This window comes from Pseudarthrobacter arbutini (assembly GCF_054510915.1).
Map to the genome: position 1 here is coordinate 65,686 of NZ_JBTNDQ010000003.1, position 23,523 is coordinate 89,208.

The window sequence follows — 23,523 nt, forward strand, 5'->3', positions numbered from 1 at the left end:
AGCATTTAGGTGTCCGAAGTACCGGCCTTGACCGCCAGGACCGGGCGGTCCGCCTGCATCAGGATCCGTTGCGCGTGGCTGCCGAGGATGAACTTGCCCACCTGCGTGCGGTGGCGCAGGCCGATGACGATCAGGGACGCATCGGCCTCCCGGGCGAATTCCAGGAACTCGTCGGCAAGATCGTTCAGGTACGGCGGCTGGATGACGGTGGCCTTCACGCCGGCTTCGGTGGCGCGGCTGGCTGCCTGGGCGAGGACGTCGTCGGGCGCCACTGACTTGTCCACCAACGCGCCTTCCCTCGCCGAGTTGACGATCACCAGGTCCTCGTTGCGGAGCTTGGCTTCGGCGATTCCTGCCGTCAGTGCGGCTTCTCCTGCGGGTGTTGGAACGAATCCGACGACGATGCTCATACCTTCTCCTTGATTTCAGGCATAACGGCTGGGGTGGCCAGGGACTTGCGCTTGGCGATGGCACCGCGGATGGCCGGGAGAACCGCTACCAGGACAAAGACCAGCAGCAGCGTGGCCGAAATCGGGCGGCCAAAGAAGCCCATGGGATCGCCGCCGAAGACCAGCAGCGAGCGGCGCATCGAGCTTTCCAGCAGTTCACCGAGCACAAAGGCCAGTACCAGTGGACCAGGTTCGAAACCGAACTTTTTCATGAGGTAGCCCACGATGCCGAAGACAACCACCAGGGTGACATCGAACATGCTGTTGTTGATGGTGTAGGCACCCAAGAGTGTGATCAGGGCAGTGACGGGCGCCAGGATGGCGGCCCGGACGCGGAGGATCTTCACGAAGATTCCCACCAGCGGCAGGCTCATGATCAGCAGCAGGATGTTGCCGATGTACATGGAGTTCACCACGCCCCAGAACAGCTCCGGGTTCTGTTCCACCAGCTGCGGGCCGGGGGTTACGCCCTGGATCAGCAGCGCGCCGAACATCAGCGCCATGGTGGCGTTGGCGGGGATCCCGAGGGTCAGCAGCGGAATGAAGGACGAGGTGGCGGCAGCGTTGTTGGCTGTTTCCGGCCCGGCCACACCTTCGGGTGCGCCCTTGCCGAATCGCTCGGGCTGCTTGGCGCGCTTTTTCTCCATGGCGTAGGAGGCCATGGACGCAATCGTGGCGCCGCCGCCGGGCAAGATCCCGAGGAAGAAACCCAGGACGGATCCCCGGCCGATGGCGCCGGAAGCCTGCTTGAGGTCCTGGCGGGAGGGCCAGACGTTGGTGACTTTCGACGGCGCTTTGGCGGCCCGATGCCGTTCCTCCACGTTGTAGAGGATCTCGCCGAGGCCAAAGATGCCCATGGCGATCGGCACAAAGTCGATGCCGTCGGCCAGTTGCAGGCTGCCGAACGTGAAGCGGCTTTCGCCGGTGAAGATGTCCCGGCCAACGGTGGCCAGCAGGAGTCCAAGGGCCGCGGCGTTGAGCGCTTTGGCTTTCGATCCGCTGCTGATGGTGGCCACCAGGAGGATGCCGAGCATCGCCAGGGCGGTGTATTCGGGCGGACCGAAGTCCAGCGCGAAGCTCGCCACGAGGGGCGCGAGGAAGGTCAGGCCGATGATAGCGGCGGTTCCGCCGATGAAGGAGCCGATGGACGCCAGGCCCAGCGCCGTGCCGGCCTTGCCCTGTTTGCCATCTGGTAGCCGTCGAAGACGGTGACCACGGAGGACGCTTCGCCGGGCAGCCGCAGGAGGACCGAGGTGATGGTGCCGCCGTACTGGGCACCGTAGAAGATGCCGGCCAGCATGATGATCGCGGTGACGGGCTCCACGTTGTACGTGAGCGGAAGAAGGATGGCGATGGTTGCCGCGGGCCCCAGGCCGGGCAGCACACCGATCAGCATGCCGATCACCACGCCAAGCAGGCAGTACAGGAGGTTGGTGGGCTCCAGGACAACGGCAAATCCGTTGATGACGGGATTCAGAAAATCCACGGGGGTCTCCTAGAAGAGATGGGGGATGGAGGTTTGGAGCGCGAGGACGAAGATGGCGTAGAAGGAAATCACGACGCTACGGTCATCCACAACCGGATGTACTGGAAGGACGTTAAATTCAACACCTGCCTTTTCAACTCCACCTCGCACTGGGAGGACATGGGCTCCACCGCCAAGGCCGACCCCACCACCACGGTCAGGAACATGACGTTCGAAAACTTCAAGGTAGAGGGCATGACCAACTGCGCCATCCGCGTCTACGCCCTATCCAATACCGAGAACATCAACATTAAGAACCTGAACATCGATGCCTGGAATGGTCTCGACTGGACCTCGCAGGTCAGCCACCTCAAGCGCTACACCAACCCCGCAGGTGAAAAGGTCACCATCGGCAACGAGGTAACTGACAGCAAGGGCCTGGCACTGGAAAACTACTCCGTGGGCGGCGAAGTCATCGAGAAAGCCGGAGGCAACTGGGCCGACTACCAGCTGGGACGCCTCGGTTTTGATGGCGAGAATTGGGACAGCTGGAACGCCTGGAAGTCCACCCCCTAGACCAGGGCGAATAGAAGAAACCCCGGGCCGAGTACCGCAGGTTCGTCTACCCGGCCCCGAATGCCTGCTGGCAGCTGGATGCCACCGAGTACGTGCTCACCGGTGGGCGCAAGTGCGTGATCTTCCAACTGCAAGATGATCATTCACGCCTCGCGGTCGCCTCCCACATAGCATCCGGTGAAACGAGCGAGGCGGCCCTGGCGGTCGTGGCCAAGGGCATCGCAGCCCATGGGGTGCCGCAACGGTTGCTGACCGATAACGGGATCGCGCTCAACCCCTCACGTCGCGGGTGGGAAGGTCGGCTGGTCACCTATGTGTCCTCGCTCGGGGTCGAGGCGATCACCGGAAAACCGTATAAACCGACCACGCAGGGAAAGAACGAGCGGTTTCATCAGACCCTGTTCCGGTGGCTGGACAAGCAGCCCCTGGCCCATACCCACGAAGAGCTCCAAGCCCAGGTCGACCGGTTTGACCTGATCTATAACACCGAGCGCCCGCACCAGGGATTGCCGGGGCGTATCACCCCGCGGCAGTCGTGGGACGCCACGGCCGTCGCCGAAGCGCCCCGGCCGAAACCATTGCCGGTTCTCCCCGGACCGCAGGTGCCGGGGCAGGTGGCCGATCCTCCGGGCGCTACCGGACCGGTGGCCGACGTTGGTGCGGAAGCAGCGGAGCTCACCACGACGGAGCGGGCTCAAACACCTCCCGAGACCGACCCGTCGCAGAAAATCAGCGGCAGCATCGCCCACCCGGCAGCCACTGGTAGCCGGAAGCTGCGGGTCTATCCCAACGGCGTGGTCGGCATCGGCAGGACCCTGTACTCGGTGACCAAGCGGATGGGCGGACGAGTCGTCATTGCCGCCTGGGACCTTGACGGTGTCGTGCTCGCCAATACCGAAGGAGAGGTCCTTGCAGAGTACTTCTGGCCGCCCGAAGGAACCGCTTACGTCGGGATGAGCAAGGCACGCACCCACTTCCGCAGGTAGGCGGGCAAGGAAAACTGTTACCGCTGTCCAGAGACAGCAAGTGTCACCGAAGTCCTGAGGCGGAACTGTCACCAAACTCCGGAGACATCACACTGTTATCTTGCAGAACTGTCACCGATGTCCTGCGAGATAACAGGGCGAATTAAAACCAGTTTGTGAAACGAAGCGGGCAGCAGCCCTTGCCGAGCTGCTGCCCGCCTCATCATCAAAGTACGACCAGCATGGTCATCAACAACAAGACAAGGACGTACCATCGGCGGAGTCGTACAAAGGCCCGGGCACCACGCAGGCACAACCTGTCCCGGTACGGCGGCTCTGTCAACTTCGACATCTACCTTCTTCACCAAAGCGCGCCCGCCGGCAATGGCTGTCACCCTCACACTGGGTCTCTCAACGGCGACAACGGCCTTGGACCGGAAACAAAGCCAGATTCGATGTGATCGCCATCTCCCCAGCCATCTATTCACCATCCTAGGAGGGCTCATGTCCCGCGACGCCCATAGGCCGCCCGCCCACGAGGACGGCCTCATCACACCCAACGACCTGCTCCCTGGTCATCCACCGCTCTCGCTTTCCGTTGAGGTCACGACAGAGGACGACCCCGAAAGCCGGGACCCGAAAATCAGTGAAGCCGTCGACCGGCTAATAGCTGCCGCGTTCGAACTCAGGCACGGCATCCTCGTCGCTCAACACGACATCGGCACTTACACCGTCCAAGTCGATCCGAGCGTGCCCTGCGGCAGCATCCACGAAAAGCGCCACTGAAACAACCAGAGCGGGAACCACCGCTGCCTACAGGGCCGCTGCCGGTCCTCCCCTGCCTGCACGCTCCTGCATTGAACGGAAGTCATTTGGACGAGAAGTTACACAAACACACGCCGCTGATCGGCATCGACATGGGAGGCACCGGTATTAAGGGCGGCATCGTCGATTTGAAAGAGGGCGGGCTGCTGGGTGAACCGTTCCGCGTACCCACCCCGCAGCCCGCCACACCGGAGGCCGTCGCCGAAGCCGTTGCGCTGGTGGTCTCCGAACTCATGGCCCGCCCCGAAGCGCCTGCTCCCGGCTCCCCCCTCGGCGTGACCTTCCCAGGCATCATCCAGCACGGCGTGGTTCGTTCCGCGGCCAACCTGGACAAGAGCTGGCTCAACACCGACATTGATGCCCTCTTAACGGCGCGTCTGGGCCAGCCCGTTGAGGTCATCAACGACGCCGTCGCTGCCGGGCTTGCAGAAGCGCGCTACGGCGCTGGGGCAGGGGTTACCGGCACCGTCCTAGTGATCACCTTGGGCACCGGAATTGGCTCAGCATTTATCTTCGACGGAAAACTGGTTCCGAACACCGAACTGGGCCACCTGGAGATCGATGGATACGACGCCGAAAGCAAAGCCTCAGCCGTTGCCCGGGAAAGAAGCGGCTTGTCCTGGAACGAATACAGCGTTCTGCTGCAGCGCTACTTCTCCCACGTCGAGTTCATGTTCTCCCCCGAACTGCTCATCGTGGGCGGCGGCATCTCCCAACGGGCACACGACTACCTGCCCAACCTCAAACTCCGAACGCCCATCGTGCCGGCAGTTCTTCGCAACGAAGCGGGCATCGTCGGCCCCGCCGGCGAAGCTGCATCTGTTCATCAAACAATCCCGGTGCCCGGATAAGTAAAAACATGCATTAATCCTTGACCGAACTAAACGCAGCTTTACAAAGGTTCACTAACGCATATTTTGGCTGCTTGGAACCGTTCGCATCGCCAAACTCGGATGTCCTCAAAATGCCGGCCGGATCTTACCGAGCATCCGCGAATGCAGTCAGACCACCGCGTGAGCGGCGGCGGATTCACTTGATTTGGCCGGAGGCTGCGGGCCCGCGAATTGGGCGGCGCCGCAAGCTAAGCCGGCCAAGCCATCGCAATAGCCGGAGGGGGGCAAGTGGAGCGTCGAACTACCAGGCTAGCCGGGCAGACGATTTGCTGGTCGGGAGACTCCCCGTTGATCAGGCTCAACGAGAGACGGCCGGCGAGTACACCTTGCTCAAACGGTGTTTGATGGACGGTTGTGAGGTCCATCGTTTCTGCCATCGGGTGGTCGTCGATCCCGATGATTGACATATCTTGGGGGACGCGGAGTCCCGATCGCCGCAGGCTTTGGAGAGCGCCGAAGGCAACTTCGTCGGAAAAGGCGAATAGTGCGGTGGGCAGCGGGGAAAGGGTCAGAATTTTGTCCATGCCCTGGGAACCGCCGTCGATGCCCCATGGCACCGGAACCACGAGTTCCTCATCGACGTCAATGCCGGCCGCCGCCAGTGCACTCCGGTATCCCCGCTCGCGGCTAACGTCGGCGGAGTAGTGGGTACCTTCCGGGTCAACGCTGCTGATCATCGCGATCCGCCGATGTCCCAGGCCCAGCAGATGATTGACGGCATGTCGCGCGGCCAACTCGTCGTCGATCCCGACAGAAGGGCGCCCGGGTCTAATGATTCCCGCCACAACTGCGTGAACCCCCATCACGTCCAGACGCTCCCACTCCTCCTCGGTGATGGGGAAAGCAATATTGATGACGGCATCAACTTTTCGCCGAGCCGGGAGGTCCTCGAAAAACCGGCGCCTCTCCTCGGAGCCGTTGAGCGGGTAAAGGAGTACATCGATACCGGCGGCCGTGAGTTCTGCCGCCACGCCGGCGATGACAGCGGAATAGAACCACTCGTTGATGGTCGGAGTGATAAGCCCAACGCGTCCAGTACGTCCGCCGGCGAGTTTCGAGGCTTCGGGCGAGACCACGTAGCCGAGCTGTTCGGACAGTTGCTGAATCTTTAGGCGGGTGCGTTCGGACACGCCTTTGCCCCCGGCCAGAGCGCGCGAGACCGCGCTCACCGAAACGCCCGCCTCTCTTGCGACGTCCACCATATTCACTGACTGTCGATCCCCGTTGGCCATTTTTCAATGGTACCGGATCCAGCGCAGACGTTTGCGTATTCCTGAGAAAACGAGCTACCACGCAGAGCCCCGAGTTGGAAGGCAGGCGTCCTTAGGTTATCGCTTGACCCCGTCGACGGGAGGATCTATCTTTAACTCAAACGTTTGCGTGAGAGACTCAAATCACATCTGAGCCAATCCGCCGTTAGGGTGTACTGCCAGTCGGGAGGATCCGACCCGCAGCGCCCCACCAAGTGGTTGTTCCAACGACGGGCAGCCAAACTGAGAGGAAAGACAAAGTGAAAGTTCCTTTTTTCCGGCGCACTACCGCTGCGGCCGCACTGGCGATCTCGGCGGCACTTGCGCTGTCCGGCTGCAGCGGTTCCGGAGCGACCGACGAGAGTAAGACACTGACCGTCTGGTGGTTCGAAGCTCCCGACAGCGCGATGGGGGTATCGTTCGCCCAGGCGCGCAAGGACTTTGAAGCCGCGCACCCGGGGGTCACGGTCAAGTTCGAGCAGAAGAGCTTCGACCAGATCCAGCAGTCAGGGACCATGATCCTGAATTCCAACAGCGCGCCGGATGTCCTTGAATATGCGAAAGGCTCCGCCACGGCAGGGCTGGCGGCGAAATCCGGTCTCCTCACGGATCTGACTGACGTTGCCGCCAAGAACGGCTGGGACAAGAAAATTCCAGCCAGCGTGGCTGCCGTCGGCCACTATGACGAACGCGGCGTGCTCGGCAACGGCCCGCTGTACGGGGTCCCCGCCTACGGCGAATTCGTCGGCGTCTACTACAACAAGGACATGTTCGCGAAGTACGGGGTAAAGGTACCCACCACGCTGGCTGAGTTTGAATCGGCCATGGACACCTTCGTTGCCAACGGCGTCACGCCGCTGACGATGTCCGGCGCGGAATACGGCGCCAACCACCTCTGGTATGAACTGGCGCTCTCCCAGGCGGACCGATCCTGGGTCGATAACTTCCAGCTCTACAAAGGGCCCGTCGACTTCCACGACAAACCGTGGACATCTGCCGCCCAGACCATGGTCGACTGGGGCAAGAAGGGCTACTTCAGCAAGGATTCCACCGGTATCAAGGCCACAGACATGCTCAATGCCTTCACCTCCGGCACCAGCCCCATGATGGTCTCCGGATCCTGGTTCGACGGACAGCTGAAGACAGGCGTCAAATCCTTCCAGTGGGGGCAGTTCCAGTTCCCCGGCAACAAACTCACCGCCGGATCGGGCGGAAACATCTGGGTCGTCCCGGAGAAGTCAAAGAACAAAGACCTCGCATACGACTTCATCAATCGCACCCTAGACACGTCGAACCAAAACCTGATGGGAAATTCCGGCGGGCTGCCCGTAGCTGCCGATCCCGCTGCCATAACCGACCCGCAGAGCAGTGCCGCAGTGGCCACGTTCAAGAGCATCACGGAAAGCGACGGGCTCGCCTACTACCCGGACTGGCCAGCACCCGGTTACTACGACCAGCAAGTCAAAGCACTTCAAAACCTGTTGACCGGGGCCATCTCGGTCAAGGATTTCAATGACGCAATCGCAAAGCCGTACCAGGACTACTTGTCACAACTGAAGTAGCCCCGACCCGGGGTCCGGCCAAGCCGGACCCCGGGAGCCTCGGCTCAGGACGGAACCAAACCATGAACACAAGATTTCAACCGCCAGCCGCAGGCTTGCGGACCAGCCGCACCAGACGCGGATATTTGCTTTACCTGCTTCCCGGGATAACAGGCCTGGCACTGGTCGTCGTGCTCCCATTCGCCACCAACATCGTTCTTAGCTTCACGAAATGGGCAGGGATCGGAACGCCGACATTCATCGGTCTCGAGAACTTCGCACGGCTGCTTCAGGACGGCAACTTCTGGGTCTCCTTCGTCAACAGCATCGCGATGATCGTGGCCATGGCGATCATCCCCACGGCCTTGTCACTCTTGCTCGCAGCCCTGCTGTATGACTTCATCGGAACCAAATTTGGCCCACGAATCGCCAGCTTCTTCCGCGCCGGTTTCTACCTGCCCCAGATTCTTCCCGTGACAGTCGTAGGCATCCTCTGGGGCTGGATTCTGCTGCCGAGCGGCGGAGTCCTCAACACCGTCCTGGACGGCGCGGGCCTGGGCGCACTCAAATCAAACTGGCTGGGACAACCGTCCACCGCGCTGGCGGCCGTCATGGCTGTCCTGGTGTGGTTTCAGGTCGGATACTGCCTCGTGATCTTCATGGCCGGCCTCTCCCGCACCGATCCCTCACTGACAGAGGCAGCATCGCTGGACGGCGCAACCTGGCCACAGCGGTTCCGCCATGTGATCGTGCCGCAACTCAAACCCGAAATCTACGTCGTGCTGCTGACCACAACCATCACCGCCCTCAAGGTGTTCGGACCGATCTTCGTGCTGACGAAGGGCGGTCCCGGCAACGCCACCACCGTCCCGTCCTACTTCGCCTGGCAGAACTTCTTCTCCAAGAACCAAATCGGCTACGGCGCCGCGATCTCTACCGTGATGACCGTTCTGATCATCGTCTTGGCACTGGTTTTCCTCAAAGTTCAATCCAAAGGTCAGGAGGACTGAGGAACATGGCACTTACCGACATATCTTCAATGAAAACAAAAACGCCCAAAGCGGCCTTTCATGCCGCCCGGGGCCGATCCAAGCGCGGTGTCGCCGCGTGGATCGTTCTTGCCGTACTGGCAGTAGTCCTTCTCCTGACGCTTGTTCCGTTTTACCTGGCCATACTCAACGCCTTCAAGTCAGCCGCGGACTACGCCACCAACGGGCCGGTGGGACTGCCCCAAGGGCTCTCCTTCACCGGAATCACCACCTTTTGGGAGAACGTGGACTTCGGGAACAAACTGATCAACAGCCTGGTCATCAGCGTCGCTGTCTCCGTGGGGGCCGTCGTCCTGAGCCTGCTCAACGCCTACGCGATCGGCATCGGCAGGATCCGGGGACATCGTGTCCTGCTGGCCCTGTTCATGATCGGGCTCACCCTCCCTCAGGAAGCCTTGGTCTACCCGTTGTACTACCTTTCCAAGGAAGTCGGGCTGTACGACACCAAGACATCGATCATCATCGTCCTTACCGTTCTCCAAAGCGCGTTCGGAACCTACTTCGTCGCCTCAGTCCTCAGCGCGTTCCCACGCGATGTCCTCGAAGCAGCCAAGATTGACGGTGCAGGCAGGCTGAACATCCTCATCCACGTGGTTCTGCCCATTCTTCGGCCCACCCTCATGGTCCTGGGCACGTTCTTCTTCATCTGGACATGGAATGAGTTCTTTCTGCCGCTCGTCATGCTGGTCTCGGACTCCAACCAGACCGTCACACAGGCTATGGGAACCCTGCAGGGCGCAATGACCAGCGACCCCACAACCACCGCCGGCGCAGCACTGCTGGGCATGCTCCCGACCCTGATCTTCTTCCTGATATTCCAACGAACACTCACCCAAGGCATCACAGCCGGTGCCATTAAATGAATCCGCGGCCGCAACCAGCTCGGCACAAGTCGCCAGCCCCCTACCCAAGAACAGGAAACCAAGCATTGAACAGCTCCAATGACGTCAGCCCTGATGCATTCAATGACGCCGACTGGTGGCGCCAGGCAGCCGTCTACCAGATCTACCCGCGCAGCTTCGCAGACTCCAACCGCGACGGACTGGGCGACATCAAAGGCATCACCTCCCGGGTCCCGTACCTGAAGGCGCTTCGGATCGACGCCGTCTGGCTGAGCCCCTTCTACCCCTCGGCCCTGGCCGACGGCGGGTACGACGTGGACGACTACCGCAATGTGGACCCGAAGCTGGGCACGCTGGCCGACTTCGATGAGATGGCGGCCGCACTGCACGCAGCAGGCATCAAGCTTGTGGTAGACATCGTCCCGAACCACTCTTCCGACCGGCACCAATGGTTCAAGGAAGCCCTGGCTGCACCAAAAGGGTCGGCAGCCCGTGAACGATACATCTTCCACGACGGCTTGGGGAAAAACGGGGAACTGCCTCCCTCGGACTGGGATTCCAAATTCGGCGGCCCTGCCTGGGAACGCATCACCGAGCCGGACGGCACCCACGGGCAGTGGTACCTGCACATCTTCGCCAAGGAACAGCCCGACTTCAACTGGGACAACCCCGAAGTCCGCGAGGACTTCCTGAAGACCCTGCGCTTCTGGTCCGACCGCGGCGTGGACGGCTTCCGCATCGACGTCGCACACGCACTGATGAAGGACCTGAGTGAGCCTATTCCATCCAAGGCCGAGCTGCCCTTAGAAGGAACCGGGATTGATGGTCTGGTCGACGGTTCCCACCCGTTCTGGGACCGCGACGACGTGCACGAGATCTATGCCGAGTGGCGCAAGGTCTTCAATGAGTACACCCCGCCCCGGACAGCCGTCGCCGAAGCATGGGTCCATGCAGACCGCCGCGCCCGCTATGCCAGCCCCGAAGGACTGGGCCAGGCCTTCAACTTCGACCTGCTGCAGGCCGACTTCGACGCCGGACAGTTCCACAGCATCATCACCAAGAACCTTGCCGAAGCCGCAGCAACCGGAGCGTCCTCAACATGGGTCTTCTCCAACCATGATGTCATCCGGCACGCCACCCGCTACGGCCTCCCCGCCGGGGGCGGACGCCACGGCCAGGAATGGCTGCTGGACGGCGGTTCCCCAGCGGCTGTGGACGTTGAGCTCGGCCTGCGCCGTGCTCGCGCCGCGTCGCTGCTGATGTTCGCCCTGCCCGGCTCCGCCTACCTCTACCAGGGCGAGGAACTGGGCCTCCAGGAAGTCGGCGACATCTCCGATTCCGAACGCCAGGACCCCTCGTTCTTCCGCAACCCGGGAGTGGACGTCGGCCGGGACGGGTGCCGGGTGCCGCTGCCCTGGACCACCGAAGGGTCATCCTTCGGTTTCGGCGCCGACGGCGCCCACATCCCACAGCCGGCGTGGTTCGCCGGCTACGCCGTGGACGCCCAAGACAACGTGCCCGGTTCCACATTGGAGCTGTACCGAGCAGCCTCGCTCTACCGGCGCCGCCTGCGGACAGAAGAGCGACTGAAATGGGTGCGTGCAGATGCCGCAGTCCTGCACTTCATCCGTCCCAACGACTGGCAGTCGGTGACGAACTTCGGCAGCGAGCCCGTGGAACTGCCCGCAGGCATCGTGCTCCTCAGCAGCGAACCGCTTGACAACGGGAAGCTCCCCCCGAACACCACGGCATGGATTGTTTGACCTCGAGCGACCCCCGGCACCCGGCACAGGCCGGGGGCGCGCCGCCAGCTCCATAGATACCCACCCAAACGTCTGCCTTCGTGACGGGCTTGGTGCGATCAAGTCCCTGCAACACTTGAACGCACCCCTACGCTGGGCTTTTCTCGTCACACTTTTGGCCGAAGGGAAACAGAATTCATGTCAAAGAGCGCTGCGACGGATACTCCCGCTCACTCCGTACCAGCTGTCCGCTGGGGAATCATGGGCACAGGATCCATCGCGGGTCTGCAAACTGCGGATCTGATCGCCAACGGCTCCACCGTCCAGGCCGTAGGCTCACGGACCACGGCTTCGGCCGCAGAATTCGCCGCCAGGTTTCAAATTGCCACCGCCCATGGGAGCTACGAGGACCTGGTGGCTGACCCTCATGTGGATGTTGTGTACGTTTCGACGCCACACGTGTTCCATTTCGAGAACGCGCTCCTCGCGCTCAACGCGGGCAAGCATGTACTGATTGAGAAACCCCTTGCCATGAACGCCGCGCAAGCAAAGGAAATCGTAGGCCTGGCCGAATCAAAGGGACTTGTCGCTCTTGAAGCCATGTGGACACGCTATCTTCCGCACATGGTTCGTATTCGTGAGCTGATCCGATCGGGGGCATTGGGCGAGGTCCGGACGGTGATCGCTGACCACAATCAAAACCTGCCTAAGGATCCGCTCCACCGTCTCAACAACCCGTTGCTCGGTGGTGGTGCTCTCCTCGACCTGGGCATCTACCCCGTTTCCCTCGCTTTTGACGTGTTTGGAGCGCCCGTCACAATCCAAGCCAGCGGCAGCATGACAGCCACGGGTGTGGACAGGCAGACAGCGATGATCTTCGAATACGGGGATGGTCAGCAGTCGCTGCTGCACTGCGCCCTGGACACATCAGGGCCGAATCGTGCCTCGATCATCGGCACGGGCGGCAGGATCGAGATCGAGCCGATCTGGTACGCGCCGTCAGCGTTCACCAGATACGACGCGGACGGACATCTGGTCGAGACGTTCGACGAAGCGGTCACTGGCCGTGGAATGCAATACCAAGCGCGCGAAGCTGAGCGGCTAATAGCCTCCGGCGCCCTTGTCAACGACATCCTGCCGCTCCGGGACAGTGCAGTGATCATGGAGGCAATGGACGAAGTTAGACGCCAGATCGGACTCACTTACGAAGGCGAAGGCACCAAAAGGTGCCACGAACGGCTGTAGTAATAATCGCAGGCTGAGTACCTGAACACTCCTGCTAGGAACAACACCACCCGCGAATACCTAGGGTGCAAGGAGACCCAAACGGCTTTGGCGTCATCGGTAACCTGCCAGATTCTTACAAACTGCAGATACTGGTTCATATCCTTGGATGTGGAAAAATGGAGCCACCTGGTGTGGTCAGCCCTACACTGTTGGCCCACACTGGATGATCATCTCCTAGAAGCGTCGAACCGGGAACCCAGCACGCTCATGGCGGGGTGCGTCACGCTCTTCCGTCGACTTCGCCGGAAAAGTCCGTGCTGAAGGCCGCGTCGAAGGAGGTGCTGGAGGCGGGGAAGTCGAACTTCTTCAGGGCGGCAAGTGCTTCGGGGGCGCCGTGGAGGCGATCCATGCCCGCGTCTTCCCATTCGACGGAGATGGGTCCGTCGTAGCCGATCGCGGCCAGGGCGCGGAAGGATGATTCCCAGGGGACGTCGCCGCGGCCAGCGGAGACAAAGTCCCAGCCCCTGCGGGGGTCGCCCCAGGGCAGGTGGGAGCCCATGACGGTGTTCCGGCCGGTGGGGCGGAGCTTGGTGTCCTTGCAGTCGACGTGGTAGATCCGGTCCTTGAAGTCCCAGATGAAGGAGACGGGGTCGATGCCCTGCCACATGAAGTGGGACGGGTCCCAGTTCAGGCCGAAGGCCTCGCGGTGTCCGATGGCTTCGAGGGTGCGGACGGTGGTCCAGTAGTCGTAGGCGATTTCGGAGGGGTGGACCTCGTGGGCGAAGCGGACGCCGCATTCGTCGAAGACGTCCAGGATGGGGTTCCAGCGGTCCGCGAAGTCCTGGTAGCCGGCCTCGATTACTTTTTCCGGTACGGGAGGGAACATGGCCACGTACTGCCAGATGGAGGAGCCGGTGAAGCCGACGACGGTGTCCACGCCCAGGGCTTTGGCCAGGCAAGCGGTGTGTTTCATTTCCTCGGCGGCGCGCTGGCGGACGCCCTCGGGGTCCCCGTCGCCCCAGACTTTGGCCCCGACGATGGCTTCGTGGCGGAAGTCGATGGGGTCATCGCAGACGGCCTGGCCTTTGAGGTGGTTGGAGATGGCCCAGACCTTGAGGTTGTATTTGTCCAGGACAGCGAGCTTGGACTCGACGTAGCCGGGTTCGTCCCAGCGCCACGCGTCCAGGTGGTCCCCGGAGACGGCGATTTCCAGGCCGTCGTAGCCCCAGCCGGATGCCAGCTTGGCGACTTCCTCGAACGGGAGGTCGGCCCACTGGCCGGTGAACAGGGTATACGGGCGGGGCATGTCAGGTTCCTTCGGTGGCAAACGCAGCGTCGTTGACGGCGGTGAGCGTGCTTTTGTTGTTCGCGGATTCTTCGACGGCGGCCAGGACCCGCTGCACCTGCAGCCCGTCTTCGAACGACGGCGACGGCGCCTCCCCGGCGCTGATCGCCGTCAGGAAGTCGCGGATCTGGTGCGTGAAGGTGTGCTCCCAACCGATGATGTGACCTTGCGGCCACCACGCTTCAAGGTAGGGGTGTTCGGGTTCGTTGACCAGGATCCGGCGGAAGCCCTGCTCGCGAACAGGCACGGTGGCGTCCAGGAAAGTCAGTTCGTTCAGGTTTTCCAAATCGAAGGTCAGGGCGCCTTTAGTGCCATATACCTCAATTTGGAGGCAGTTCTTCTGTCCAGTCGCAACACGGGATGCCTCGACTGAAGCTCCTACGTCTCCGGTGAGCCAGAAGGTCGCCCAGGCGGCGTCGTCCACGGTGACATCCTCCAAACCCTGCGGCCCGGGGCGCTGTGTGACGAAGGTTTTCAACATCCCGGAGGCCTCAAGGATGGTTTGCCCGGTCAGGAACTGGATCTGGTCGATGGCGTGGGAGGCAATGTCGCCCAAGGCACCGGAACCGGCGGTCTCCTTGCGCAAACGCCAGGTCATGGGGGATTCAGCGTCGGCGAGCCAGTCCTGAAGGTAGGCGGCGCGGACGTGCCGGACGGTACCGAGCCGCCCTTCCGCGATCAATTCTTTGGCGAGGGCCAAAGCGGGGACGCGGCGGTAGTTGAACCCGATCATGGACTGGACGCCCTTGGCCCGGGCGGCTGCCGCGGCCGCGGTCATGGCTTCGGCCTCGGCCAGAGTGTTGGCCAGCGGCTTTTCCACCAGGACGTGCTTGCCGGCCTCGAGGGCGGCCATGGCGATCTCGGCGTGCATCCAGCCCGGGGCCCAGATGTCCACGATGTCGATATCATCCCGCTCCAGAACGGAGCGCCAGTCGGTGGCGGACTCCGCCCAGCCGTACTTCGCGGCGGCTTCGGCCACCTGGGCGGCGTCCCGGCCAACGAGCACTTTCTGCTCGAAGGCCGGGACGTCGAAGAAGCTGGCCACGTTCCGCCACGCATTCGAGTGGGCCTTCCCCATGAAGGCGTAGCCGATGGTGGCGACGCCTAACGGGCGGGGGGTTGTCTGTGCAGTGGAGGTGGTCATGGCGCTCCTGGGAGTTGGCGGTTCGGCGAGGTTCGGGGTTCACAGAAGGGAGGGGACCCTACTCCTCGAACCAGCCCCGGGGGGTGTTGCTCACGGCCGGGACCGAGCGGTGGAGCTCGGGCTGGGCGGCCCAGCGGACGCCGTTGGCGAGGACCCGCTGGATCTGCGGGTGGTGGTACACGGGGTATTCCTGGTCGCCGGGGCTGAAGTAGAAGATCCGGCCCTTGCCGCGGGTGAACGTGACACCGGAGCGGAACACCTCGCCGCCGGCGAAGGAGCTGATGAAGATCAGATCGTCGGGCTCCGGGATGTCGAACAGCTCGCCGTACATCTCCTGCTCGGGGATGACGATGGGGCTGTCCACGCCCTCGGCGATGGGATGCGACGGCTTGACGGTCCACACGAGCTCGCGTTCGCCATCGTTCCGCCATGCCAAGGAGCAGCTGGTGCCCAGCAGGCGGGTGAATACCTTGGCGAAGTGCCCCGAATGGAGCACGATGAGCCCCATCCCGCCGAGGACGTGCCGGTGGACGCGTTCGACGACGGCGTCGCTTACCTCGGCGTGGGCCTTGTGGCCCCACCACAGCAGGACGTCGGTGTCCGCGAGGATCTCCTCATCGAGGCCGTGTTCGTCGTCGGTGGCCAGGACCGCCGTCGTGATCTCGGCCTCGGGGTAGTAGGGGCGAAGCCCTGCGGCGATGGCGCCGTGGATGCCGTCAGGGTAGATCTCCCCGATGTGGGAGGGCTCGTTGAGTGCCTCGTGGACGCCCTCGTTCCAGACCCGGATTCTCAGCTTGTCGTTCATTAGAGACGAACCTCCCTCTGCTGCTGTGCCGACTGGTAGCACGCGTCGATGATCTGTGCCCGGTAGAGCGCCTGGGATCCGTCGTGGTCACCCCAGACGTCCTCTCCGCCGCGCACCGCCGCCACGAAGTCGTCCACCACGGCCTGGTGGGCCTTGCCGGGCAGGGCTTGTGGCACGTAGTCGGCGTTTCCGCCGTCCTTTTCCGTGAAGACCCTCAGCTGACCCACGGGTGCCAGCGGGGTGCCCTGCACCTTGAGCTCCGCTCCGCCGTCGGTCCCGTAGACCGTGAAGTCCAGCAGGTCGTCCGTTTCCCGGTAGCTGGCCCAACCGGCCTCTATCAGGAGCGTTCCGCCGCCTTCAAGGCGGAGGAACGCGGACGCGAAGTCTTCCACCTCAAACGGGTGGCTGGAGCCCATGGCGCTGTAGCGGGCGTTGCCGCCGCGGCCGCGGGGGCCCAGCTCTGAATGGGTGGTGGCGGATACGGCGACCACTTTCGGTTCGCCGAGCAGGTGCAGGGCGTAGTCGAGCGCGTGTACGCCAATGTCGGCAAGCGGGCCGCCGCCTGCGAGCTCGGGGTTGGTGAACCAGCTCCCCAGCATCGGGATGCCGGAGCGGCGCAGCCAGGACGCCTTGGCGTAGTACGGGCGGCCGAGGCCGCCGTCGTCGATCACTTCCTTGAGCGCCTGGATGTCACCGCGGCGGCGGTGATTGAACGCGACGTCCAGGACGCGCCCGGCCTTGCGGGCGGCGTCGACCATGGCCTGGCCTTCGACGGCGTTGCGCGCGATCGGCTTCTCGCTCAGCACATGCAGGCCCCGTTCAAGGGCGGCGATGGCGATGGGTGCATGCAGGAAGGTAGGCACTGCCACGCTGATCGCGTCCAGGCCTCCGTGCTCCAGCATCTCTTGCCAGTCCGCAAAGGCGTTCGGAATCGAGTATTCGGACTGCAGGGAGTCGCGGAGGTCCTGTTCCATCCCTGCCAGCGACACGATGCGGACGCCTTCCAGGGAATCATAGGCCTTGAGGTGCTGCTGTCCCGCCCAGCCGATGCCGACGACGCCGACCCTCAGTTCTTCGACTCGTGGTTCTTCCAGGGCAGCGGCCTGCTGTTTGGGGGACTGCTCGTTGTTCACGGATATTTCCTTTTTTGTGTGGTTGTATCTGGACTTGATGAGTAGGTTCTTAGCCCTTGACGGCGCCGGCGGTCATGCCGGAAACGATGCGCTTCTGGCACACGAGCACGAGGATGACGAGGGGGACCGTGATGATCACCGACGCGGCACTGATGGTGCCCAGGGGCTGGTCAAACTCGCTGGTTCCGCTGAAGAACGCAATCGCAACCGGGACCGGCCGCGCCTCCGGCGAGGTGGTCAGGGTGACGGCGAGCAGGAATTCGTTCCAGACGGAGATGAACACCAGGATCGCCGTCGTGGCAAGGCCCGGAACAGCGAGGGGCAGAATGACCTTGCGGAAGGCGGTGAACGGCGTGGCCCCGTCCATGTACGCCGATTCCTCGAGCTCGCGCGGGATTTCCTTGAAGAAGGAGGTCAGCGTGTAGATCGCCAGCGGCAACGCGAAAGTCAGCTTCGGGATGATCAGGCCCAGCAGCGTGTCGTAAAGGCCGATTTCGCGCCAGATCGAGAACATCGGGGCAGCGATGGCGATGGCGGGGAAGGTGGTGACCGAGAGGATGAGGGTCAGGATCATGGCCTTACGACGCATCTTAAGCCTGGCCAGGGCGTAGGCGGCGAAGGAAGCCAACACGAGCGCCACCGTGGTGGTGACGACGGCGATGATCACCGAGTTGCGCAGGGCCAGGAGGAACTCGGCGTTCTGGAACACCACCAGGTAGTTCTCGAAGGTTGGCTGGCTCGGGAAGAGCTCGCCCTTGGACAGACTCGCGCCCTTCTTGAGGGAGGTGTTGACCAGCCAGTAGAACGGTATGAGCGAGAAGCCCATAACGGCAATGACGAAGACCCACACGAGCGGGCGCAGCTTCGCCTCGCCACGGAGCCTGCGCTTCGGTGTCCGACGGCGGGTGGTGGGTTCCGTCGTCGTGCGCTGTGCAGTCAGCGTGCTCATTGTTCCTCCTTGGCGACTTCACGGATGTTGCCCCCGGCGAAGCGGATATAGACGACCGAAACGACCATGACGGTGAGGAATGTCAGGATGGCTAGCGCCGATCCTTCGCCCACCAGGCGGTTTTCTCGGAGCTGGGTGTAGGCCAGCATCGACATGGACTCGGTACCGTTGGCGCCGCGGGTGAGCACGAAGGGAAGGTCGAAGACGCGCAGCGCATCCATGGTGCGGAAGATCACCGCAAGCACAATCGCAGGACGCAGCAGCGGCAGGGTGATGTGTACGAAGGCCTGCCGCTTGCTGGCGCCGTCAAGCTCGGCCGCCTCGTAGGTCTCGGCCGAAATGACCTGCAGGCCGGCCAGGATGATGAGTGCCGCGAACGGCGTCGTCTTCCAGACGTCGGCAAGCACGATCACGGCCATCGCGTAGCCGTGCTCGCCGAGCCAGACAACGTCGCCGCCGGGCAGGCCCAGCGTCGAGAGGACGTTGGTGACCAGGCCCAGGTTGGGCGCGAACATCGTCTCCCAAGTAATGGCGCTGACCACGGTCACCACCGCGTAGGGCAGCAGGACCACGGTGCGCAAGAGCGCGCGGCCCTTGAAGGCGAGGTTGAGCAGCAGTGCCATGGCAGTGCCGAGCACCAGCTCGAGGGAGACCGAAAGTCCTGCGAAGAGGAAGGTCTGGCCGAACGCCGCCCACCAGTGCGGCCCGCTGAGCGCCGTGATGTAGTTTTCCAGGCCGACGAAACGGGACAAACCGGCGGTGCGGACGCTGTACTGGTTCAGGGACAGCCAGAGCGCGTAGCCGATGGGGACCGCCGCCACCAGGGCCATAAGGACCAGGGACGGAGCGGTCATCCGGAACGCGACCCGCCGCTCCGCCCGGTCGCGACCGTTCACGCCGCGACCGGGGGCAAGAGACTTGGTTACCATGATCAGAAGCTAGCCTTTGCGGTCTTGATCTCTTCGGCCATCGTCTTCACGGCGTCCTCCGTGGAGGCCGTGCCGGAGAGGACGGCGTAGACGTTCTTGTAGATCGCCTGGGAGATCTGCGGGTAGACCGGGGAGATCGGGCGCGGCTTGGCGCCCTTCACGGAGGCGAGCAGTTCCGTAGCGAACGGCATCTTCGCCAGGACAGCCGCGTCGGAGTAGGCAGCCTCATTGACCGGAGCCTGCGAGAAGTCCATGGCCACGTGTTTCTGCCAGTCCGGGGTGGTGGCGAAGTCGATGAACGCCACAGCCCCGGCCTGGTTCGTGGAGTGGGCCGAGATGGCCAGGTTCCAGCCGCCCAGCACGCCGGAGGGCTTGCCGCCCTCCCATGCCGGAAGCGGGGCTACGCCGAAGGTGCCGGCCATCGGGGTGGCGTTGAGCAGGCGGTACACGTGCGGCCAGTTGCGCTGGTAGCCATGTTTGCCCGACTCGTAGGCCAAGCGCGTAGGGTCCTCGTTGTAGGTCAGGACGGCACGGTCCGCCGAGCCGTCCTTGAGGCCCTTGCTCATGAAGTCGAGCACCTCACGGGTCTCCGGCGAGTCGATCTTGACCTCGCCCTTCTCATCCAGCACCTCTCCCCCGGCGCTGTAGAGCATCTCCAGGAAGTTTACGGTGAGGCCCTCGTACTGCTTGCCCTGATAGACGAAGCTGTTGCCCGGGGCCTTGGCTGCCTCAGCGTAGAGCTGCTGCCAGGTCTCCGGCTTGGCCACCTTGTCCTTCTGGTAGTAGATGAGGCCTGCGTTGGTGAAGAACGGGGAAGCCCAGTACTTGTCCTCGTACTTTGCGGTCTCCACGGTGGAGGGGATGAGGCGGTCCCTGTTGGCCTCGACGAGCCTGGTCTGGTCGAGCAGCCAGCCCTGGGAGGCGAACTCGGAGGTCCAGATGACGTCCGTGAGGAAGATGTCGCATTCGGTGGACTTGCCTTCGAGTCGCTGCACAGCCTGCGTGCGGGCCTCGTCGGTGGTCGCTCCGATCTCGGTGTACTTGGCGGTGACCTTGCCGTTCGCCTTGGTGAAGGCCTCTGCCGTGCCCTTGTAGATGCCGGAGGCGTCCTTGCCGCCGCAGATGTTGACGCTGCCGGTGGCGTTGGCCGCCGATGCCGGATCGGCGGCCGCCGCCGTTTCCGCATTCTGGGTGGCCGCGCCGCCACCGCACCCGCTCATCAGCAGGCCCGCAGCCATGGCCGCGGCGGCGATAGCGGTGAGGCGCGGGCGCCGCCCGGAATCGCCGTGCAGTGCGGTCCTTCTCGCAGCGGGCTTGGATGTTGCGGTGTTCTCCTGCAGCGGAGAAGAAGGTCGAATCAAGTCCACAAGTGGCTCCTTTGGGGTCTGTGGGAAGCTCAAGGAGGCGGCAGCGTTGGAGTCTGCGCACACACCCTGAACATGACTTCTTTGCCTGGCTGGCTTGTTTGGATTTCTGTTTGGAATCGATTCCAAATCCGAGCCAGGTGTGGCTCTAGTTAGTTTGGAATCGATTCCAAAGTAGTGTGACAGGCGCCACGTGGGGCTGTCAACCCCTCGTCTTAGTTCTTTGTCGAGTCCCGAATCACGAGTTCATGGGGGAGGAAGGTCTTGCCGCGGCGATGTACGCCCGGCACGGTCATGCGCGCGAGGAGCTCTTCAAAGGCCACACGGCCCATGTCATAAGCCGGCTGCCTGATCGTGGTCAGTTCCGGGACGCACATTTCCGCCTGTACCGAGTCGTCAAAACCTGCCACGGCGATGTCGTCAGGCACCCGCAGCCCAGCGTCGGTGATCTCTCGGACGCATCCGGCGGCGACGGTATCACTGCCGCAGAACACGGCGTCGGGAAGGGGGTCTATCTTCAGCAGTTTCCTGGTGAGGCGGCGCCCACTGTGGAAGTTGAAATCACCTTCTACGAACAGCCTCGGGTCCGGCGACAAACCCGCTTCGGCGGCCGCCAGGCGAAAGCCTTCTTCGCGCAGCCGGCCAGAGCGGGCCGCCCTGTTGCCGATCATCGCCAATCGTCGGCCGCCCGTCTCAATGAGGTGCCGCGTGATGTCGAAAGCGGCCTGCCGGTCGTCGATGGAAACGCCGAATGCCGCCTCGGAGTCGACGATTTCGCAGACTTGGACAACGCTTAATTGCTCGGCCATTGCCTCGACATCTTCATCCGACATCGTTGGCGAAAACAGGATCAACCCGTCCACCGAGCCGTTGCGCAGCATGTCTGCCAGCTGCTGTTCCCTTTCGAGGTTCCCGGACGTCGATGCAATGAGGCTGACATAGCCCGACAATGCCCCGGCGTCGCCAACACCTCGGAAGACTTCATTGATGACGGGTGAGTTCAGGTTCTTGGCGAGGGCCAGAATGCGCATGGTCCGGTCCCTGCGCAGGTCGCGGGCAGAGGCGAGAGGCCGGTAATTGAGCTGAAGGATGGCAGCTGTGACCTTTTCCTTGCTCGACTCGCTGACGGCCGGACTTCCGTTCAAGACGCGGGACACCGTCCCCACTGACACGCCTGCTGTTTTAGCGACTTTCTGTACTGTCGCTCGCGCCATTCGGTTGTCCTTCCGCGACCAGTGACAATGGTCCTTGCCGCCATGCCCCTGTCGTGCCTTGCCGGCGCTCCTCAGCATAGCCGTACCGCGCCAGGCCACGCCGAAATCAGGTGAATTGCTGGAACGTCTCGTCCCCGTTCGGCGTGATCCGGGCCCTTTCCCCCCGCTCAAATCAGCGTCCCATTTCCTTAGTTGCTGGACGGTCCTGTCCAAGGCGTTCCAACGTCGACGGCGAGCCTGGGCGCCTACCGGGAAATGACTTCTCGCCGACCGGGCGCAATTCCCCGGTGGGTGAAACGCGCCGGTATAGGGGTCTGACGTGTGATTCCGAGTTCGGTGCAGAGGTCACTGACTTTGGTTCCGGGCTTGCCCTTGGAAGCCAGGGCGAGCCCGGAACTTTGCCGGGTGTCATTTAGAAGGGCCGCCCACCTTTCCGGCCGCACGCGCGGGCGGAAGCCAGGCCGGCGAGGGTGCGTTCGGAAATAACTTCCCGTTTGAATTCGGCCAAGGCGGCGAAGATCCCAAAGACCAGCTTCCCGGAGGCCGTGGTGGTGTCGATTGCGGCGCCCCGCCGGTGAGAACCTTGAGGCAGATGCCGCGTTCTGTCAGTTCGTGGACGATGTTGACCAGGTGCCACAGGTCCCGGCCCAGCTTCCACACGACCAGGGTGTGCCCATGCCGTAGGGCCTTGAGGCAGCCGGGCAGCTGAGGCCGGTCCTCCTTCTTACCGGAGGCCCAGTCCTCGCAGAGGGAGTCCGTGCCAATGCCGGCGGCGGCCAGTGCATCGCGCTGCAGGTCCGTGGTCTGGGACCGTCGGCCTTCGAGACGCGCATGTAACCGAGCAGCCCGGGAGCTGGCCTCCGTTCGCATCGAGGCCAGCTTGGGTGAGTACCGCCGGATGCTGGCCTGGGCCCGGCTGTGGCCGCAGCGACGGTGGGCTATTGGAAAACGCCGAAGGACTCGGACGACACCTGACATCCTGGCTGCTCGTCCGCGGCGAGGACGTCGTCGTCGTCCCATCCACTGCCACGGCCCGGGTTCGCCAGCTCTCCCGCGGCGGAGGGCGGGAGAATGACCGCCATCGACGCAGCTGCGGCAGCCTGCGTGGCTGCGGTGCAGGGCGACGCGCGGCCATTGAAGGCCGAAGGCTATGCCGACGCCCTGGCCGTGCTGGATGAACGGCGTGTCAACTTGGCCCAATCCAGGGTCCGCGCAGAAAACCAACTCCACGCCTGCTGAGGGAGAACATCGTGCCTGCGCGAGAACGCTGCAAGACCAGCCAGCTCTCAAAGTTGGGCGAACAAGGCCCCGTGTATAGCTGGGCTTGTTTCCTCACGGGCGAGGAGTTCGTCTAGTTGGGGCACACCCCAAACCGACGTCAGGCAACCAGCGGAGGGCTGTCATCGATTCGCCGTTTTCTAGACAGCCCTCTGAGGCAGTCATAGATTTCATCCTGACATCCGGAATGGATATTGCCCGGCCACACTTGCCGAGCTCATGTGCTTTACCCGGGATGCAGACGCTGTGGTAGTCCACAGCATGGACCGCTCGACCGCAATCTGGACAACCTGCCCTCACTGGTCCACCCCCTGACCAACGAGACCCTACGGGTGGCGTTCGTCAAGAACGCCTGGTCTTCACCGGCGCGGACTCCCGGTAGCCGGTCTCATGCTCTCGATGACGGGCGCCCTAGCCGAATTCGAACGGCCTTTATCAAGGAGCGGAAGCAGGACCATCGAGCAGCAGTGGGACCAGCGGAAAGAGTGGCACCAACAACGCTTGTAATACAAGTAGCAGACTTGTATCATAAGTAAGA

At 62.9% G+C, this 23,523-nt stretch carries 20 protein-coding genes and 3 pseudogenes; 10 read left to right on the forward strand and 13 right to left on the reverse strand.

What is annotated here, in order from left to right; all coding sequences use genetic code 11:
* Positions 1 to 5: 5 nt before the first annotated feature.
* Together ACX80V_RS04290 and ACX80V_RS04295 are read right to left on the reverse strand one after the other, a co-directional pair.
* Positions 6 to 410: a universal stress protein gene (locus ACX80V_RS04290; protein ID WP_485842118.1), complete on the reverse strand. Its 405-nt coding sequence runs from the start codon at positions 408 to 410 to the stop codon at positions 6 to 8.
* Positions 407 to 1,845, reverse strand: a pseudogene (locus tag ACX80V_RS04295) (tripartite tricarboxylate transporter permease). Before ACX80V_RS04295 ends, ACX80V_RS04290 begins: the two are co-directional and overlap by 4 nt.
* Positions 1,846 to 1,968: 123 nt before the next feature.
* Between ACX80V_RS04295 and ACX80V_RS04300 the strand changes: the two are divergent.
* From ACX80V_RS04300 to ppgK, 4 genes and pseudogenes are all read left to right on the forward strand, one after another.
* On the forward strand, positions 1,969 to 2,490 hold the full coding sequence (locus ACX80V_RS04300; protein ID WP_485842119.1) for a family 49 glycosyl hydrolase: 522 nt from the start codon (positions 1,969 to 1,971) through the stop codon (positions 2,488 to 2,490).
* A gap of 14 nt (positions 2,491 to 2,504) precedes the next feature.
* Positions 2,505 to 3,476 (forward strand): annotated as a pseudogene (locus tag ACX80V_RS04305) (integrase core domain-containing protein); the annotation flags it as partial.
* Between the two features lie 483 nt (positions 3,477 to 3,959).
* Complete coding sequence (locus ACX80V_RS04310; RefSeq protein ID WP_485842120.1) at positions 3,960 to 4,241, forward strand: hypothetical protein; 282 nt, start codon at positions 3,960 to 3,962, stop codon at positions 4,239 to 4,241.
* Between the two features lie 131 nt (positions 4,242 to 4,372).
* Complete coding sequence (gene ppgK, locus ACX80V_RS04315) at positions 4,373 to 5,131, forward strand: polyphosphate--glucose phosphotransferase (RefSeq protein WP_485842322.1); 759 nt, start codon at positions 4,373 to 4,375, stop codon at positions 5,129 to 5,131.
* Positions 5,132 to 5,361: 230 nt separating this feature from the next.
* On the opposite strand, the gene ACX80V_RS04320 is transcribed toward ppgK, so the two are convergent.
* Positions 5,362 to 6,405 carry a LacI family DNA-binding transcriptional regulator gene (locus ACX80V_RS04320; RefSeq protein ID WP_485842121.1) on the reverse strand — a complete coding sequence of 348 codons (1,044 nt, stop codon included), beginning with the start codon at positions 6,403 to 6,405 and terminating at the stop codon, positions 5,362 to 5,364.
* Positions 6,406 to 6,683: 278 nt separating this feature from the next.
* Here ACX80V_RS04320 and ACX80V_RS04325 point away from each other — a divergent pair, with 278 nt between their 5' ends.
* The 5 genes from ACX80V_RS04325 to ACX80V_RS04345 all read left to right on the forward strand — a co-directional run bounded on the left by ACX80V_RS04325 (position 6,684) and on the right by ACX80V_RS04345 (position 12,842).
* Positions 6,684 to 7,985, forward strand: a complete 1,302-nt coding sequence (locus tag ACX80V_RS04325) for an ABC transporter substrate-binding protein (RefSeq protein WP_485842122.1) — start codon at positions 6,684 to 6,686, stop codon at positions 7,983 to 7,985.
* A gap of 62 nt (positions 7,986 to 8,047) precedes the next feature.
* Positions 8,048 to 8,974 (forward strand): carbohydrate ABC transporter permease, encoded by a 927-nt coding sequence (locus ACX80V_RS04330; protein WP_485842123.1) that lies wholly within the window; start codon positions 8,048 to 8,050, stop codon positions 8,972 to 8,974.
* Positions 8,975 to 9,003: 29 nt separating this feature from the next.
* A complete protein-coding gene (locus ACX80V_RS04335) occupies positions 9,004 to 9,876 on the forward strand; it encodes a carbohydrate ABC transporter permease (protein WP_485842124.1) in 873 nt (290 codons plus the stop codon).
* Positions 9,873 to 11,618, forward strand: a complete 1,746-nt coding sequence (locus ACX80V_RS04340) for a glycoside hydrolase family 13 protein (RefSeq protein ID WP_485842125.1) — start codon at positions 9,873 to 9,875, stop codon at positions 11,616 to 11,618. The genes ACX80V_RS04335 and ACX80V_RS04340 overlap by 4 nt, the downstream gene beginning before the upstream one ends.
* Positions 11,619 to 11,795: 177 nt before the next feature.
* Entirely contained in the window at positions 11,796 to 12,842 is a 1,047-nt protein-coding gene (locus ACX80V_RS04345) for a Gfo/Idh/MocA family protein (RefSeq protein ID WP_485842126.1), read from the forward strand.
* Between the two features lie 262 nt (positions 12,843 to 13,104).
* Here the strand turns inward: ACX80V_RS04345 and ACX80V_RS04350 are convergent, their stop codons facing one another.
* The 10 genes and pseudogenes from ACX80V_RS04350 to ACX80V_RS04395 all read right to left on the reverse strand — a co-directional run.
* Complete coding sequence (locus ACX80V_RS04350) at positions 13,105 to 14,130, reverse strand: sugar phosphate isomerase/epimerase family protein (RefSeq protein WP_485842127.1); 1,026 nt, start codon at positions 14,128 to 14,130, stop codon at positions 13,105 to 13,107.
* Between the two features lies 1 nt (position 14,131).
* Positions 14,132 to 15,313, reverse strand: a complete 1,182-nt coding sequence (locus ACX80V_RS04355; protein WP_485842128.1) for a Gfo/Idh/MocA family protein — start codon at positions 15,311 to 15,313, stop codon at positions 14,132 to 14,134.
* A 58-nt stretch (positions 15,314 to 15,371) separates the two neighbouring features.
* A complete protein-coding gene (locus ACX80V_RS04360; RefSeq protein WP_485842129.1) occupies positions 15,372 to 16,118 on the reverse strand; it encodes a ThuA domain-containing protein in 747 nt (248 codons plus the stop codon).
* Entirely contained in the window at positions 16,118 to 17,212 is a 1,095-nt protein-coding gene (locus tag ACX80V_RS04365) for a Gfo/Idh/MocA family protein (RefSeq protein ID WP_485842323.1), read from the reverse strand. Before ACX80V_RS04365 ends, ACX80V_RS04360 begins: the two co-directional genes overlap by 1 nt.
* 88 nt (positions 17,213 to 17,300) lie before the next feature.
* The gene (locus ACX80V_RS04370; protein WP_485842130.1) at positions 17,301 to 18,200 is read right to left on the reverse strand and encodes a carbohydrate ABC transporter permease; all 900 of its coding nucleotides are present in this window, start codon (positions 18,198 to 18,200) and stop codon (positions 17,301 to 17,303) included.
* Entirely contained in the window at positions 18,197 to 19,129 is a 933-nt protein-coding gene (locus ACX80V_RS04375) for a carbohydrate ABC transporter permease (RefSeq protein WP_485842131.1), read from the reverse strand. The genes ACX80V_RS04370 and ACX80V_RS04375 overlap by 4 nt, the downstream gene beginning before the upstream one ends.
* A gap of 2 nt (positions 19,130 to 19,131) precedes the next feature.
* A complete protein-coding gene (locus ACX80V_RS04380) occupies positions 19,132 to 20,496 on the reverse strand; it encodes an ABC transporter substrate-binding protein (RefSeq protein ID WP_485842132.1) in 1,365 nt (454 codons plus the stop codon).
* Positions 20,497 to 20,708: 212 nt separating this feature from the next.
* A complete protein-coding gene (locus tag ACX80V_RS04385) occupies positions 20,709 to 21,707 on the reverse strand; it encodes a LacI family DNA-binding transcriptional regulator (protein ID WP_485842133.1) in 999 nt (332 codons plus the stop codon).
* 412 nt (positions 21,708 to 22,119) lie between these two features.
* Entirely contained in the window at positions 22,120 to 22,365 is a 246-nt protein-coding gene (locus tag ACX80V_RS04390) for a recombinase family protein (RefSeq protein ID WP_485842134.1), read from the reverse strand.
* Positions 22,317 to 22,727 (reverse strand): annotated as a pseudogene (locus tag ACX80V_RS04395) (recombinase family protein); the annotation flags it as partial. The pseudogene ACX80V_RS04395 and the gene ACX80V_RS04390, both read right to left, overlap by 49 nt.
* A 51-nt stretch (positions 22,728 to 22,778) precedes the next feature.
* On the opposite strand from ACX80V_RS04395, the gene ACX80V_RS04400 reads away from it, so the two are divergent.
* Positions 22,779 to 22,946: a hypothetical protein gene (locus tag ACX80V_RS04400; protein WP_485842135.1), complete on the forward strand. Its 168-nt coding sequence runs from the start codon at positions 22,779 to 22,781 to the stop codon at positions 22,944 to 22,946.
* Positions 22,947 to 23,523: the final 577 nt, after the last annotated feature.